The organism is Bacillus sp. FSL H8-0516 (assembly GCF_038635285.1).
GTDB lineage: Bacteria > Bacillota > Bacilli > Bacillales > Bacillaceae > Bacillus > Bacillus safensis.
Window position 1 is genome coordinate 1,346,614 of the sequence record NZ_CP152051.1, and the last position, 13,445, is coordinate 1,360,058.

At 39.5% G+C, this 13,445-nt stretch carries 12 protein-coding genes; 7 read left to right on the forward strand and 5 right to left on the reverse strand.

Features of this window, described 5'->3' with window-relative positions; translation table 11 throughout:
• Positions 1–42: 42 nt before the first annotated feature.
• Positions 43–837: a CAP domain-containing protein gene (locus tag MHB67_RS06630; RefSeq protein ID WP_024424702.1), complete on the reverse strand. Its 795-nt coding sequence runs from the start codon at positions 835–837 to the stop codon at positions 43–45.
• A gap of 337 nt (positions 838–1,174) precedes the next feature.
• On the opposite strand from MHB67_RS06630, the gene MHB67_RS06635 reads away from it, so the two are divergent.
• Both MHB67_RS06635 and MHB67_RS06640 read left to right on the forward strand, forming a co-directional pair.
• Entirely contained in the window at positions 1,175–3,301 is a 2,127-nt protein-coding gene (locus MHB67_RS06635) for a penicillin-binding protein 2 (protein ID WP_044331937.1), read from the forward strand.
• 156 nt (positions 3,302–3,457) lie between these two features.
• Positions 3,458–5,287 (forward strand): PAS domain-containing protein, encoded by a 1,830-nt coding sequence (locus MHB67_RS06640; protein WP_342492864.1) that lies wholly within the window; start codon positions 3,458–3,460, stop codon positions 5,285–5,287.
• Between the two features lie 25 nt (positions 5,288–5,312).
• On the opposite strand, the gene MHB67_RS06645 is transcribed toward MHB67_RS06640, so the two are convergent.
• Positions 5,313–6,482, reverse strand: a complete 1,170-nt coding sequence (locus MHB67_RS06645; RefSeq protein WP_342492865.1) for an aminotransferase A — start codon at positions 6,480–6,482, stop codon at positions 5,313–5,315.
• Between the two features lie 293 nt (positions 6,483–6,775).
• On the opposite strand from MHB67_RS06645, the gene MHB67_RS06650 reads away from it, so the two are divergent.
• A complete protein-coding gene (locus tag MHB67_RS06650; protein ID WP_133743879.1) occupies positions 6,776–7,660 on the forward strand; it encodes a cation diffusion facilitator family transporter in 885 nt (294 codons plus the stop codon).
• A 64-nt stretch (positions 7,661–7,724) separates the two neighbouring features.
• Here MHB67_RS06650 and MHB67_RS06655 read toward each other — a convergent pair whose 3' ends face one another.
• Positions 7,725–7,877: a hypothetical protein gene (locus MHB67_RS06655; RefSeq protein WP_162842519.1), complete on the reverse strand. Its 153-nt coding sequence runs from the start codon at positions 7,875–7,877 to the stop codon at positions 7,725–7,727.
• A 301-nt stretch (positions 7,878–8,178) separates the two neighbouring features.
• Between MHB67_RS06655 and MHB67_RS06660 the strand changes: the two genes are divergently transcribed.
• The 3 genes from MHB67_RS06660 to MHB67_RS06670 all read left to right on the forward strand — a co-directional run bounded on the left by MHB67_RS06660 (position 8,179) and on the right by MHB67_RS06670 (position 11,136).
• Positions 8,179–8,718 (forward strand): RDD family protein, encoded by a 540-nt coding sequence (locus MHB67_RS06660; protein ID WP_024424707.1) that lies wholly within the window; start codon positions 8,179–8,181, stop codon positions 8,716–8,718.
• 125 nt (positions 8,719–8,843) lie between these two features.
• Positions 8,844–10,154 (forward strand): MFS transporter, encoded by a 1,311-nt coding sequence (locus tag MHB67_RS06665; protein ID WP_024424708.1) that lies wholly within the window; start codon positions 8,844–8,846, stop codon positions 10,152–10,154.
• Positions 10,155–10,227: 73 nt separating this feature from the next.
• Positions 10,228–11,136: a chemotaxis protein gene (locus MHB67_RS06670; RefSeq protein WP_024424709.1), complete on the forward strand. Its 909-nt coding sequence runs from the start codon at positions 10,228–10,230 to the stop codon at positions 11,134–11,136.
• Positions 11,137–11,173: 37 nt separating this feature from the next.
• On the opposite strand, the gene MHB67_RS06675 is transcribed toward MHB67_RS06670, so the two are convergent.
• Positions 11,174–11,635, reverse strand: a complete 462-nt coding sequence (locus MHB67_RS06675) for a YkyB family protein (protein ID WP_008356877.1) — start codon at positions 11,633–11,635, stop codon at positions 11,174–11,176.
• 527 nt (positions 11,636–12,162) lie between these two features.
• On the opposite strand from MHB67_RS06675, the gene MHB67_RS06680 reads away from it, so the two are divergent.
• Complete coding sequence (locus MHB67_RS06680) at positions 12,163–12,339, forward strand: hypothetical protein (protein ID WP_342492866.1); 177 nt, start codon at positions 12,163–12,165, stop codon at positions 12,337–12,339.
• Between the two features lie 92 nt (positions 12,340–12,431).
• Here MHB67_RS06680 and MHB67_RS06685 read toward each other — a convergent pair whose 3' ends face one another.
• A complete protein-coding gene (locus MHB67_RS06685) occupies positions 12,432–13,349 on the reverse strand; it encodes an AraC family transcriptional regulator (protein ID WP_342492867.1) in 918 nt (305 codons plus the stop codon).
• Between the last annotated feature and the right edge of the window lie 96 nt (positions 13,350–13,445).

The following is a 13,445-nucleotide window of genomic DNA, read 5'->3' on the forward strand; positions in this document are numbered from 1 at the left end:
AAACTAAAAACCTGTCCCAAATAGGGACAGGTTTTTTTGATATTATTTTCCGATGAATTGCTGCGTCCAGTAGTTGCCAGATTTCACATAACCAACACCGATATGTGTATAGCTTTTGTTTAAAATGTTCGCTCTGTGGCCTTCACTGTTCATCCATGCTGTCACAACTTCTTGAGGAGATCTTTGACCTTGGGCAATGTTTTCACCTGCTGATTTGTAAGTGATACCGAATTGCTTCATTTGATCAAATGGAGATCCATAAGTTGGGCTTGTATGAGAGAAATAGTTTTTATCTTTCATATCTTGAGATTTTGCGCGAGCAGATTTGCTTAATTTAGAATCAACAGAAAGGGCCTTTAAGCCTTGTTTTGCACGCTCTTTATTTGTAAGTTCAACCACTTCTTTTTCAAATGCATTTAAGCTACTGTCAGCTTTGGATGCTGTTGTGTCTTTTTGGTCAGCTTTTGTGTTGCTGCTTGTGTTTTCTTTTGCTGGAGTGCTTGGTTTTGAAGCAGTTGGTTTTTTCACTGATTCTTGTTTTTGTTCTTGTTTTGCTTTGTTTACTTCTTTCACTACTTTTGTTCCTGTAACAGGTTGACCGCTTTTGATCAGCTTGTTTAATAGAGCTTCGATCTCTTTTTGATTCGACTTGCTTAGCTTGTTTACATCTGAAGAGATATGTAATTTTGCTGCTAGTGTATGAAGATCAATGGCTTGATGCTGTACATTTATTACTTGTTTCAGGTTAAGCTCCTTCGCATCAGCTGAATGTCCTCCAGTGAACGTGATGAGTGCAGCAGCTGTCAGCGCTGAAAAAAAGAATGATTTCTTCTTCATATTGTAACTCCTCCTAAAATCTTTGTTTTGTTTTCTCACAAAAAATCATACCATGGACTTTTTGTTATAAACGTACCAGCATCCTCCATTGACAATGCCGGTTTGTCATTTTTGTTAAAGTCATCGTAAGAGACGCTTCATATCAAAGGATAGGGAATTCTTCCATTTAAAGAAAACGACATAAACATACCAATATTTTAAAGTGTTAGTATATTTTTTTGCAGATTAGGGATTGACAGCTTTTTTTCACTCGTTTCGCTGTAACAACTATTACAAAAGTGTTACAATAATGAGTGGTAATTGTAAAAGATTGAAAAGGATGAGAGGAGCTACATAAGTGGGAGAGAAACAGCATCAAGGTGCTGCCGAGCAAAAAAAAATCAAGCGCCGGAACGCCTGGAGAATTAATCTCTTTTTCTTCGCTGTATTTAGTTTATTTGCTGGACTTGTGATCAAGCTTGGTGTGCTGCAAATCGTCAATGGTGAAGATTATAAAAAGCAAGCCAACCGAACAGAGGTCAAAACAGCATCATACCCGTCTCCAAGAGGAAAAATGTATGACGCGAGAGGAAGAGTCGTCGTTGATAACGAAAGTGTACCTGCCATCGTTTATACATCAGAAAGCGGTGTGAAAGCGGAGGATAAGATTAAGGTAGCAAGAAAACTTGCGACTTATATAAAAATGGATACTGATTTTTTGAGAGAGCGTGACATTCGAGATTTTTGGCTGGCGAGCCATCCGAAAGAAGCGGATAAACTCATTTCAAAAGCGGAGAAAAAAGATATCGATGCAAAGGATGTCTATCCGCTTCAAGTAGAGCGTGTCCCAAAGAAAGAAGTCAAAGCGATCGAAAAGGATGCAGAGGAAAAAGCTGTTGCAGCGATCTACCGTAGATTTACAGGCGGTTATGCCTTTGAGCCCCAAATCGTGAAGGCAATGAACCCAAACGAAGAGAAAAAAGGGGACGAAAAAGTGGCTTTACTCGATGAAACGAAAGAATCAAAACAAACTTCATCCGTAAGCCTGACATATGAAGAAATTTCACTTGTCTCAGAGCATCTTGATGAACTGCCTGGTGTGAACGTCATCAACGACTGGACAAGAAAATATCCGTATGAAAAGACCCTTTATAATGTACTTGGCGGTGTGACTACACCAGAGCAAGGAATCATTAAAGAGCGTGAAGATTACTATATGGCAAGAGGCTACTCGCGAAATGACCGGGTAGGGAAGAGCTATTTAGAATATCAATACGAGGATTTTCTAAACCCTGAGAAGGCGACCGTTCAATATACACAGGTTGGCGGGAAGCTTCTCGATGAAATCAAGCGGACAGAAGGACGAAGAGGACTTGATCTTGCGCTGACATTTGATATGGAGCTGCAAAAGGAAGTCGACAAAATCGTTGAATCAGAGCTTAGATCTGCCAGCGCGAGAAACTATATGATGGATCGTGCCTTTGTCGTCATGATGGACCCTCACACAGGGGATGTTCTCGCGATGTCAGGCAAGAAAATGGACGGCAGAGACGTCACAGATTATGCGATCGGAACATTTACGACCCAGTACGAAATGGGCTCTGTTGTCAAAGGAGCCACAGTACTTGGCGGTTATCAGGACGGGATGTCACACAACCAAGCCTATATGGATACACCGCTCTATTTTGCAGGGAGTAATGGAAAGGCGAAAAAGTCTTATAAAAATCTAGGATGGGTCAATGACCTTCAAGCACTCCAAAAAAGTTCCAACGTCTACATGTTCCAAGTAGCGATGAGAATGGCGGGCATCACCTATCAAAAGGATGGTCCGTTACCTGCAAGGCCTGAGCACTTACAAAAAATGAGAAACTACTATGCGCAATTCGGTCTTGGCGTGAAAACGGGGATCGATCTGCCGCAGGAATCAAGCGGGATGCAGACGCATCCTAAGACGGTCGGCGGACTCTTGCTTGATGAAGCAATTGGTCAGTATGACACGTATACACCGCTTCAAGTGGCACAATACATGTCAACGATCGCCAATGGAGGAAGCCGTATTCAGCCAAGAGTAGTGAAAAGTGTTCATCTTCCAACGAAGAAGGATGAAGTAGGCCCAGTCGTAAAAAAATATGAGCCGAAAGTGCTGAATACGATTAACAACTCGAAAGCAGATATTGACCGCGTAAAAACGGGACTGAAAATGGTCACATCAACAGGCGGAACTGCCGCTGGCCGGTTTGGTCAGCATGATGTCGCAGGAAAAACAGGTACAGCGCAAACGTTCTACTATGGTGCCAACCGCAGCTGGTGGGGAAATTCAACGTACAACTTAACCTTTGGAGGATATTATCCTTCTTCTAATCCAAAGGTGGCGTTTAGTGTCGTGACACCTTATGTCTCAGATAAGGATCCTGTTATTAAAAACATCCCGAGTAAAATTGTGGATAAGTACGTTGAATTACAAAAGAAATATGAAAAACAATAAACCGCAGGGAGCACAGCAGCAGAAAGTGCTCCCTTTTTGCTGAAAATATGGACGTTTCCCTCGATGACAGAAGGAAAATACGGGTTTTCTAGCGAATCTTTTTTATACATCAATCTAAGGACAACCCTAAAAAATGAAAAGGAGGGTCGGACGACGATGGAACAACAAATGAAAGATTCGAATCAATTGTATTCGAACATCGATTTACATGCCGTTCTTTCTTCTAATGGCCGCTTTCTCTACATTTCTTCCAACTGTAAGCAGCTTTTGCTCTATGAACAAAAGGATTTACTAGGGTGTTTTTTGAAAGACTTTGTTCATACCGAAGATCAATTTCTCGTCGAAAGTTATTTTTACAATCAGCACATGCTAGAGGTTTGCCACTTTAGACTGCTAAGAAGTGATCTGACAGCTGTATGGATCGAAGCAAGCATTGATTTTGTTGCTTGTGATGGGTTAGACAATGAAGTAAGTAGAGAAATGATCCTGAAAATGAGGGTGCTGGATACTGAGCCCCAAAAAGCAGCATTTCAAACAACATCAAAAGTAGCAGAACAGTCGTTAGGCAGTCTGCCGGCTTTCCAAAATGTCGGTGAAGCTGAACAATTGATTGCCATGCTGCCAAATCCGTTATGTATTACGATTTTAGGGAAAATTGTGTATGCGAATGATGCGATGCTGCAATTAATGGGGGTAAGTGCAAGAGATGACATGATCGGCAAGTCCGCGTTTGATTTTATTGCTGAAGAGTACCATGATATTGTCAGAAGCCGAATAACAAGGCTGCAGCAAGGCCTTCCAGTCGGAATGATTGAACAGATATGGAAGCGTCAAGATGGGAGCAGTATTCATATTGAGGTAAAGTCATCACCGACGATTTATCAAAATCAGCGGGCAGAGCTTTTACTGCTAGTGGACATCTCATCCCGTAAAAAATTTCAAACCGTTCTTCAAAAAAGCCGGGAGAGGTATCAGCTGCTCATTCAAAATTCCATTGATACGATTGCGGTCATCCATGATCACAAATGGGTGTTTATGAATGAATCTGGCATTAAATTATTTGAAGCCGAGCATTACGATAAATTAATAGGAAAGGATATCTTTCATCAAATTCATTCCTGTGATCAGCAAAAGGTCAAAAAGAGTTTATCACGTATTATTGAAAGAGCATCAGATTCTGAGATTGTCACAATGAGCTGTCATACGTTTAAACATAAGCTGATTTATACAGAAATGGTCTGTATCCCAACTACATTTTTTGGAGAAACAGCGGTTCAAATTATTTTAAGAGATATCTCCGAACGTAAGCAGACAGAAGAGCTCATGCTCCGCTCTGAAAAATTATCGATTGCAGGCCAATTGGCGGCTGGCATTGCACATGAAATCAGAAACCCATTGACCGCCATCAAAGGCTTTTTACAGCTTATTAAACCGAAAACAAAAGATCGCGATCAATACTTCGAGATTGTTTTCTCTGAGCTGAGCCGAATAGAAATTATCTTGAGTGAGCTGCTCATGCTGGCGAAACCGCAGCAAACGTCCTCAATGCAGACGCTTGATTTGAAAAAAATCATCAGCGAAGTCACAGCCTTGTTAGAAACACAAGCGAACTTAAATGGCATTTTAATGAACACAAGTGAGATAGAGGAGGGTCTCCTGATGAACGGGGATCAAAATCAGCTCAAGCAAGTGTTTATCAATTTAATCAAAAATGCCGTAGAATCCATGCCGGACGGAGGAAAGGTAGACATCACAGCCAAAGCAGAAGGTGATGGAATACTTGTCACGATTCGTGATGAAGGGATCGGCATTCCTGAATCGGTGATGAAGCGGATTGGAGAGCCCTTTTTAACCACAAAGGAAAAAGGAACAGGACTTGGCCTCATGGTCACATTTAATATTTTAGAAAATCATAACGGGACGATCCGTGTGGATAGTCAGCCTGAAAAGGGCACTGTATTTCACATCATGTTTCCTGCAAAATAAAAACAACGGCAAGAGAGCCGTTGTTTCAATCTAGCGAATGAATGGAACGTTTTTCGAGTACAAATTGTTCTAGCCGGTCAAGTCCTTCTTTCAGCGTTTCAAGTGAATAAGCATAAGACAGGCGCACATACCCTTCGCCGAGTGGAGAGAAAGCAGAGCCTGGTACGACCGCAAGTCTTGTACTTTCTAACAGCTCCATGCAAAAATCAAAGGAACTCATCCCAAACGATTCAATGGATGGAAAAATATAAAAAGCGCCAGAAGGTTTAATCACCGGAAGCCCCATAGAAATGAGCCGATCATATACATAATCGAGTCTTTTCTTATATTGCTCTCTCATGATCAGTGCATCATCCACACCATTTGTCACAGCTTCAAGTGCCGCCTTTTGTGAGACAGCCGAGGCACAAGACACGTTATATTGATGTACTTTTAATACATGTTTAGCAATTGGAGCTGAAGAAAATAAAAATCCAATTCTCCATCCAGTCATGCTATGAGATTTAGACAGTCCATTGATGACAATGGTCTGTTCTTTTAAGAAAGAGGCAATTGAATGATGCGGCCGGTCAAATGTCAGCTCGCTGTAGATTTCATCGGATAAAATAAAGATGTCTTTCCCTTCAAGGAGCTGGGCAATTTCTTTCAATTCTTCTTCTGAAAGCGTGACACCAGTCGGGTTTGAAGGGTAAGGAAGAACCACACACTTTGTTTTTTCCGTTAGCGCATCCTCAATCAGCTTGGCATTCAATTTAAAGCCGGCATTCGTTGTGTCAATATGTACGGGCATAGCACCGCACATTCGAATGATCGGTTCATATCCGGGGTATACAGGTCCAGGTAAAATGACCTCATCGCCTTCTGTTAAAATGGTTCGAAACGCAGCATCAATTGCTTGACTTGCACCTGTCGTCACAATGATTTCTGACTCTGCATCATAATCAAGATTCACTTTCTTCTTGATATAATGCTGGATTGCTTGTCTTAGCTCTAGGAAACCAGCATTGTGAGTGTATGAGGTGAAATTCTCGTCAATGGCTGCTTTGGCAGCTGTTTTGACATGATGCGGCGTATAAAAATCGGGCTGGCCTATCGTCAATGAAACGACATCCTCATATGACGATACGAGATTTGAAAATGTTCGAATGCCTGAAATTTCAATATCCTTTACTCTTGGATTCAGCAAATGCTCCATTTCTCATCACCTTAAAAATTTATGTTTTTATCCTATTTTACCATTCACTGCATAAATGTCACCTGCGAAAGGCACTGGATATCGTTATATGTAGTCTATTCTCCTATCCATCACCGCATGAGTGATATATTAAAGAAAGAGCAACATTTATTATAGCGTAACCTCAAAAGAAAATACAGGCTGTGATGAAGATGATTAGAAAACGGCAAAACTGCGTAAACTGAAAGAACGTGAGAATCAGGGTCATGGGAATTGCTTTCATAGACATACGATCTCCTAAAGGAGGACGATAGATGGAACAATCAGCGAAGACATCGAAAATCGCGTTTCTATCCGTGCTGAGCAACACATTTGTTGTCATCTTAAAAATCATTGTGGGACTATTAACCGGATCTGTCGCGGTTTTATCAGAAGCCATTCATTCGTTTCTCGATTTAATGGCGTCGTTTATTGCATTTATTTCTGTTCGTATTTCAAGAAAGCCAGCAGATTCTAAACATCCTTATGGACATGGAAAAGTCGAAAATATTTCTGGAACGATTGAGACACTGCTGATTTTCGTTGCTGGCATTTGGATTATATACGAATGTGTTCACAAATTAATGCATCCAGAGCCAGTCAAGCTGCCTGTGCTTGGTATTGTGGTCATGCTGCTAGGCGCTCTCATCAATTTTGTTGTATCGAGGGTTGTGAACAAAGAGGCTGAGCGAGTACATTCAGTTGCCATGAAATCAAATGCACTGCATCTTTTAACGGATGTGTTTACGTCATTAGGGGTGGCATTTAGTTTATTGCTTGTGGCATTAACCGACTGGTATTTCCTAGATCCGATCATTGGAATGGTTCTGGCCCTCTTTATTATGCGTGAAGCGTTTAAACTAATGAAGGAAGCCTTCCCGCCGCTTGTTGATGCTCGGTTAACACAAGAGGAAGAACAATCAATCGAAGCGATCATTCAAGGATTTAGTCAAGAATTTATTGAATATCATGACTTTCGAACAAGGCGGTCTGGTGCCGAGGAATATATTGATTTTCATTTGATTGTAGATGGAAAGACAACGATTGAAGATGTGCACCAATTATGTGATCGAATTGAAGAGAAGATTCAGCTGGAATTTCCGCATGCACAAATCTTTATTCATGTGGAACCTGAAAGTGAAAGAAGCTCACAAACGTAAAAAAGGCGATCAACCTATTCTCAGGTTGTATCGCCTTTTTTTACGCTTCATCTATGAAATGAAATCAATATCCATAAGCAGTATCATAGTCTTCATACCAAGAGATATAAGCTGTGTCATCATTTGACAAACCATGCTTCATATCTAAAAAATCAGCCTCGCAAATATCTTCAATTACAGTCATTTCGTTGTTCTTTAATAATACGACAGTTCCCATCATGAACACCTTTCTTTAAAAAATCCTTGACTATTGTACCATTTGAAGAATCATTGTCAACAGAAGAATGGAAACAAGACGAAAATATCACAAAATGTTAAAAAATCAGGAGGTAAAAGAACTAGAAGTGCCATGTTTTTCACAAATTTTCAGTATTTATTCACATAAATCAATTAGATCAAACTGATCTAAAATGTATGTAAAAGTGTAAAGCTCCATTGATCTTGCTATATTCATAGGATATAATAACGAATGATTATAAGAAATTTATAGAAAACATACATAATAAAGGAGAAATAGGATGGAAACCAACATAACAGAACCACACATTCAAGAAAAGAAGCATCCTGAGCTAGCAGGTGTAGGCTATCGTTTTCTTGCACACCTTTTGGACGGTATCATTATTGGTGTACCAATTGCATTTATCATGTTTATTTTGGCGTCAGTCTTTTTTATCTCAAGCCCAGAGGCAGCAATGATGATGGATGACGACAGTTATTACTATTCTTCAACCGTCATAACGGATGAGGAGTGGGAAGCTATTATGGGACTGATCTTTTTCTATATAGGGGCAATCTTGATGGGTACCGTGGTGACATGGCTTTATTACGCCATCATGGAATCATCAAAATTGCAAGGAACACTTGGAAAGATGGCTCTCGGCATCAAAGTAACAAAAGTCACAGGCGAAAAGGTCACATTTGGCCGTGCAACTGGCCGCTTCTTTGCAAAAGGCTTTTTGTCTCCGATCTTATATATTGGCTATATCATTGCTTTCTTCACAGAAAAAAAACAAGCACTTCACGATTTGATTGCAAGTACCATTGTTGTGAAGAAATAATGAAAAAAGCACCTCTGCTATATGGTAAGAGGTGCTTTTTTTCATAGATTGCTTGTATGGAAGAGAGAAACAGCACATAAAATAGAATGATAGTGAAAAATGAGGCAGGGAAGGGAGACAATCGATTGAGAACAGGAAAAAAGACCGCACAGAAAAAAGGGGCAGGCTTTGGGCTGTTTTTGACAGCACCTGTGCTGGCCTGGGCGTTGTATGATTTTGCAAATACGATCTTTTCATCAAATATGATCACCATTTTCTTCCCATTTTACTTGCAGGAAACGATCGGGGACAGTGCGAGAATGGACCAGATCGCCAGCACCTTTATTTCTTATGCAAACGCACTAGCCAGCTTTTTTCTCGTCATTTTTACACCTTTATACGGAGTGCTGATTGATCGTACAGGAAAAAAGAAACGCTACATTACGGTGTTTACGTTCATATGTATTGCTTGTACGTTGATGATGGGGATTTTTGCTGGGATTGATTTCTCAAGTGAATGGTTTGGGCTGCCTGTTTCTTTATTAGTTGTGGTCACCTTGTTTGTGATCGCAAAGTTTTTTTATCATTCTAGTCTGGTTTTCTATGACACCATTTTGCCCGATCTTGGGACAAAGGAAGAAATCCCGCTTATTTCAGGATTTGGTATCGCCGTTGGCTATTTAGGAACACTTGTCGGTCTCTCTGTTTATTTACTTGTCGGCAATGACCAGTTTCATGAAGCATTTATTCCGACAGCTCTTTTATTCCTTCTCTTCTTTCTACCCTTTCTCTTTTTTGTAAAAGATCCTCATCCGCTGCCTCAGCGAGAGAAAAAGGCGTCTTTTTTCAGCGGGTATAAAGAGATTATTCACACGTTTAAAGAGATGAAAAAGTACAAGCCAGCTTTTATCTTTATGATTGCTTTCTTTTTTATGAATGATGCTTTACAAACAGCGATTGCGATGATGGCTGTTTATGCCAAAATCATCATTGGCTTTACTGCTGGGCAATTTATTTTGCTCTATCTTGTGTCGACCATTTCAAGTATCATTGGCTCCTTTCTGTTTGGATATATCACAAAAGCGATAGGGGCAAAGCGATCGATTACAGTCGTGTATGTCATTTTAATTGTGGCGCTCATTCTGGCTGTGACAGCGGCAACCGAATGGGTCTTCTGGATAGCGGGCAGTTTATTCGGGATTTCACTTGGCGCAAGCTGGGGGGCATCACGAATCTTGATTATTGAACTGACCCCGAAGGAAAAGCGAGGACAGTTTTTTGGCCTCTTTGCATTCTCAGGGAAGGTATCTTCCATTATCGGGCCGATCATTTATGGCTCAGTTACCCTGCTGTTTGCAGAGCACGGAAATCTCGCAAGCCGCCTTGCACTAGGGTCTTTGCTCATCCTTGCAGCGATAGGACTTGTGATTCATCAATTCGTTCGAGAGAAAGCGTAAAGAAACGTCAACTTTTTACCTATGCTGCCGATATAAAAAGTACAATCTTATATTGAAGAATAGAGGGATTTCCGTGGCTTTAAACAAACAAGAAATTTTACTTGACTCTGGTACCAATGAATTGGAAATTGTGAAGTTTGAAATTGGTGCAAATCAATTCGGCATTAACGTCATGAAAGTAAGAGAAATCATTCAGCCGGTTGAGGTGACGGTTGTACCGCACTCTCACCAAGATGTAGAAGGGATGATTAGTTTACGAGGCGAGATTTTACCAGTCATTAATCTATTTTCCTTTTTTAATGTCGAGTCAGATCAGTCAGAACAAGAGAAATATATTGTGACTGAATTCAACCAACGGAAATTTGTGTTCCATACAGGAACGGTATCACAAATTCACCGCGTCAGCTGGGAAGAGATTGAGAAGCCGACTGCACTCAATCAAGGGATGGACCGTCATTTAACGGGCATCATTAAGCTTGATGAAAAAATGATTTTCCTTCCAGATTACGAAAAAATCATTTATGATATTGAATCCGCTTCTGGTGTTGATACGTATCATATGTTTGACGGTGAGAAAGACGAGAGAAGAACAGGGAAGAAACTGTATGTCGTTGAAGATTCTCCGCTTCTCATGCGTTTATTAACAAATGAATTAACCGAAGCAGGCTATAAAAACATTGTGACCTTTGAAGATGGCAAACAAGCATATGATCATGTCATGGACCTTGTCAGCAAAGGAATCAGTGTCACAGAAGAAATTGATATGATTATTACGGATATTGAAATGCCTAAAATGGATGGCCACCGGCTAACAAAACTGCTGAAGGACAATCCTTTAACAAATTCCATTCCGATTCTTATTTTCTCTTCGTTAATCACTGAAGATTTGCGTCATAAAGGGGAAACGATCGGGGCGGATGATCAAATCAGTAAACCAGAAATTCATCAGCTGATTGAAAAAGTCGATCATTTTATTATCTAAACGAAAAAACCACTCGGTATGAGTGGTTTTTTTCTGTTTAAAAATAACTTTCCCCGAGACGTTTGAAGACGGGCTTTGTGTAATGTGATTTTTGTTTTGTGGCGGCAGGTTTTTCTTTTAAACCGACATACGTTTGAAGTATTTGCTTTGCTCGGTTTAATGACATATTCGCTTTCGGATTGCGATATGATTGATTTAAATTTCCTAAGTGTGGCAAAAATTCGAAGTCTTCTTTCGTTGGTGGCAGGTGAAAATAATAATCTCCAATTTCAATCAGCACGTCGGACTGTTGTTGACTATACTTGGGATTGTTAGAGAAATGTAGGCCCACTTTTCTTCCTTTACCTTCTTGCAATAGTTTTTGCAGCGCGCGTTTTTTCAAAAGATAAAGAAACTTGGGGTTTGGTGCGGTTTTAGCATGGCGGTTAACAGTATAAATGGCTTTTGCGATGTTTTCTGCTGTAGGTTCTATGTCTTTAGTATGAGCATAATCGTCCATTTTTTCTCTCCTTTGTCTTTCGTCTTCCTGTGCTTAGTATAAATTATACGTTTTTATTAGTAAATTGCAAATAGAGTTATTGTAAAAAGAAAACCTTTGGTATAAAGGGATTAGGGAGGGGTGAAAATTTTGTGTTTTAGAATCCCCCCAAACATCCCCCAAATTATAATTTCATAGCCTCTGCAAAAACTTCAACTGATTCTATTTCTAATTCTTCAAAGGTATGGCTAAATATATCATTAATCATTTGAGGGTTGTTCCCAAGACGATCAGCTATGAATTTGACTGGTATTCTTTTGCTTATCAGTATAGTCGCATGAGTAAGTCGTAAACTGTGAACGGTAAATTTTTTAGATTACGGTTATCGATAACAGATTGACAGCATAAAGGAGATGTCAGAGGAACAGTCTCGAAAAGTGTTAAAACAAGTAAAGCTTTTGTCCATAAATGGATAGGGGCTTTAACTGGAGAAACTTGGTTATACGGTTAGTTAAAACGTGATATGATTGTAAAAAGGAGGTAATATCATGACATTCAAAAAAGCGTTCAATATAGGTTATTTTGTTTTCCTTTTATCTTTTATTGTCGTATATTTCTTGCTTCCAGTCGATCAATTATTTACAGCAATTATGATCCTAACCGTATTATTTGGAGTTTATCAATTTGTGATTTTCAAGAAACTAAAAGAACAAAAAAAGCAATAAAAAATGCCCTAGTCTGCATTCGTCAAGGGCATTGAAAATTAAGCTATTCTCATCGCTTGTCTTCTACATTTTAGCAAACACGCTATCTGCCATCAGTTTTCCTCTACCTGTTTTATCTGGAGAAGATCCAGCTGTTTTAATTTTCTATATGCTAAAGGTGTCGTATTTTTTATTCTTTTAAACAGATTGATAAAATAGCTTGTGCTGTTGAAGCCTACTTGGTAAGCGATTTCTGTGATATTGAAATCCGTTTCTTGAAGCAGGATGAGGCTTTGCTGAATTCTATATTCATTTACATAATGCATAGGAGATTTCTTTAAAATGTCTTTGAAGGATCTGCAGCATTCTGAGCGGCTAAGCTGTCCTGCACGAGCAATATCTTGAAGAAGGATCTTTTCATGATAATGCTTATGAATCCAATTCAGCATGTGTTTCATCCGTTCATTTTTATCGTGTTTACGCGCATCATGTTTCATTTGGAAGCCATTTTGTAATAAGCTTTTCCAAATGGTGATGAGCTGAATATTGAGTTCAAGTTCATAATAGACTGGAGTTTCATCAATTAATTGTTGAATGGTTTGAATACATTGATAAATATGTTTAGGCCAGTGATCTTTTTGGTTGAGTAAAATATAAGCTGTCTGGCTCGCATGCATATAAGGATGGACAAAAGTGGTGAATAATTCATTCGCTGTGATGAAGTAGGGAGAGACATTTAAACAAACATAAGTACATGCCGTCCCATTCGCATCTTTTGCCATGTGCAGGCAGCCACTATTGATGAAAATGCCATCTCCTTGCTTTACATATAATGTCTCTTCATTGATATGAAATTCAGCCTCACCCTCTAAAATAAAGACAAATTGAAACTCGTCATGCCAGTGAAGAGGAATATAGCCGCTTCTATGATGACGAATTTTCGTATGATAAAGAGCAATAGGCCATGCTGTCGTGGAATGCTCCGTTAATTCTTTCAGGTTGTAGTCAATCAGAAAATGATGGTTGTGCATAATTCTCCTCAATATTCTTTTATTTTTATGTTCAATTAATATATCAATATGTAACAAAGTGAACTACTATCAACTATATTATCATGATTTGTTAAG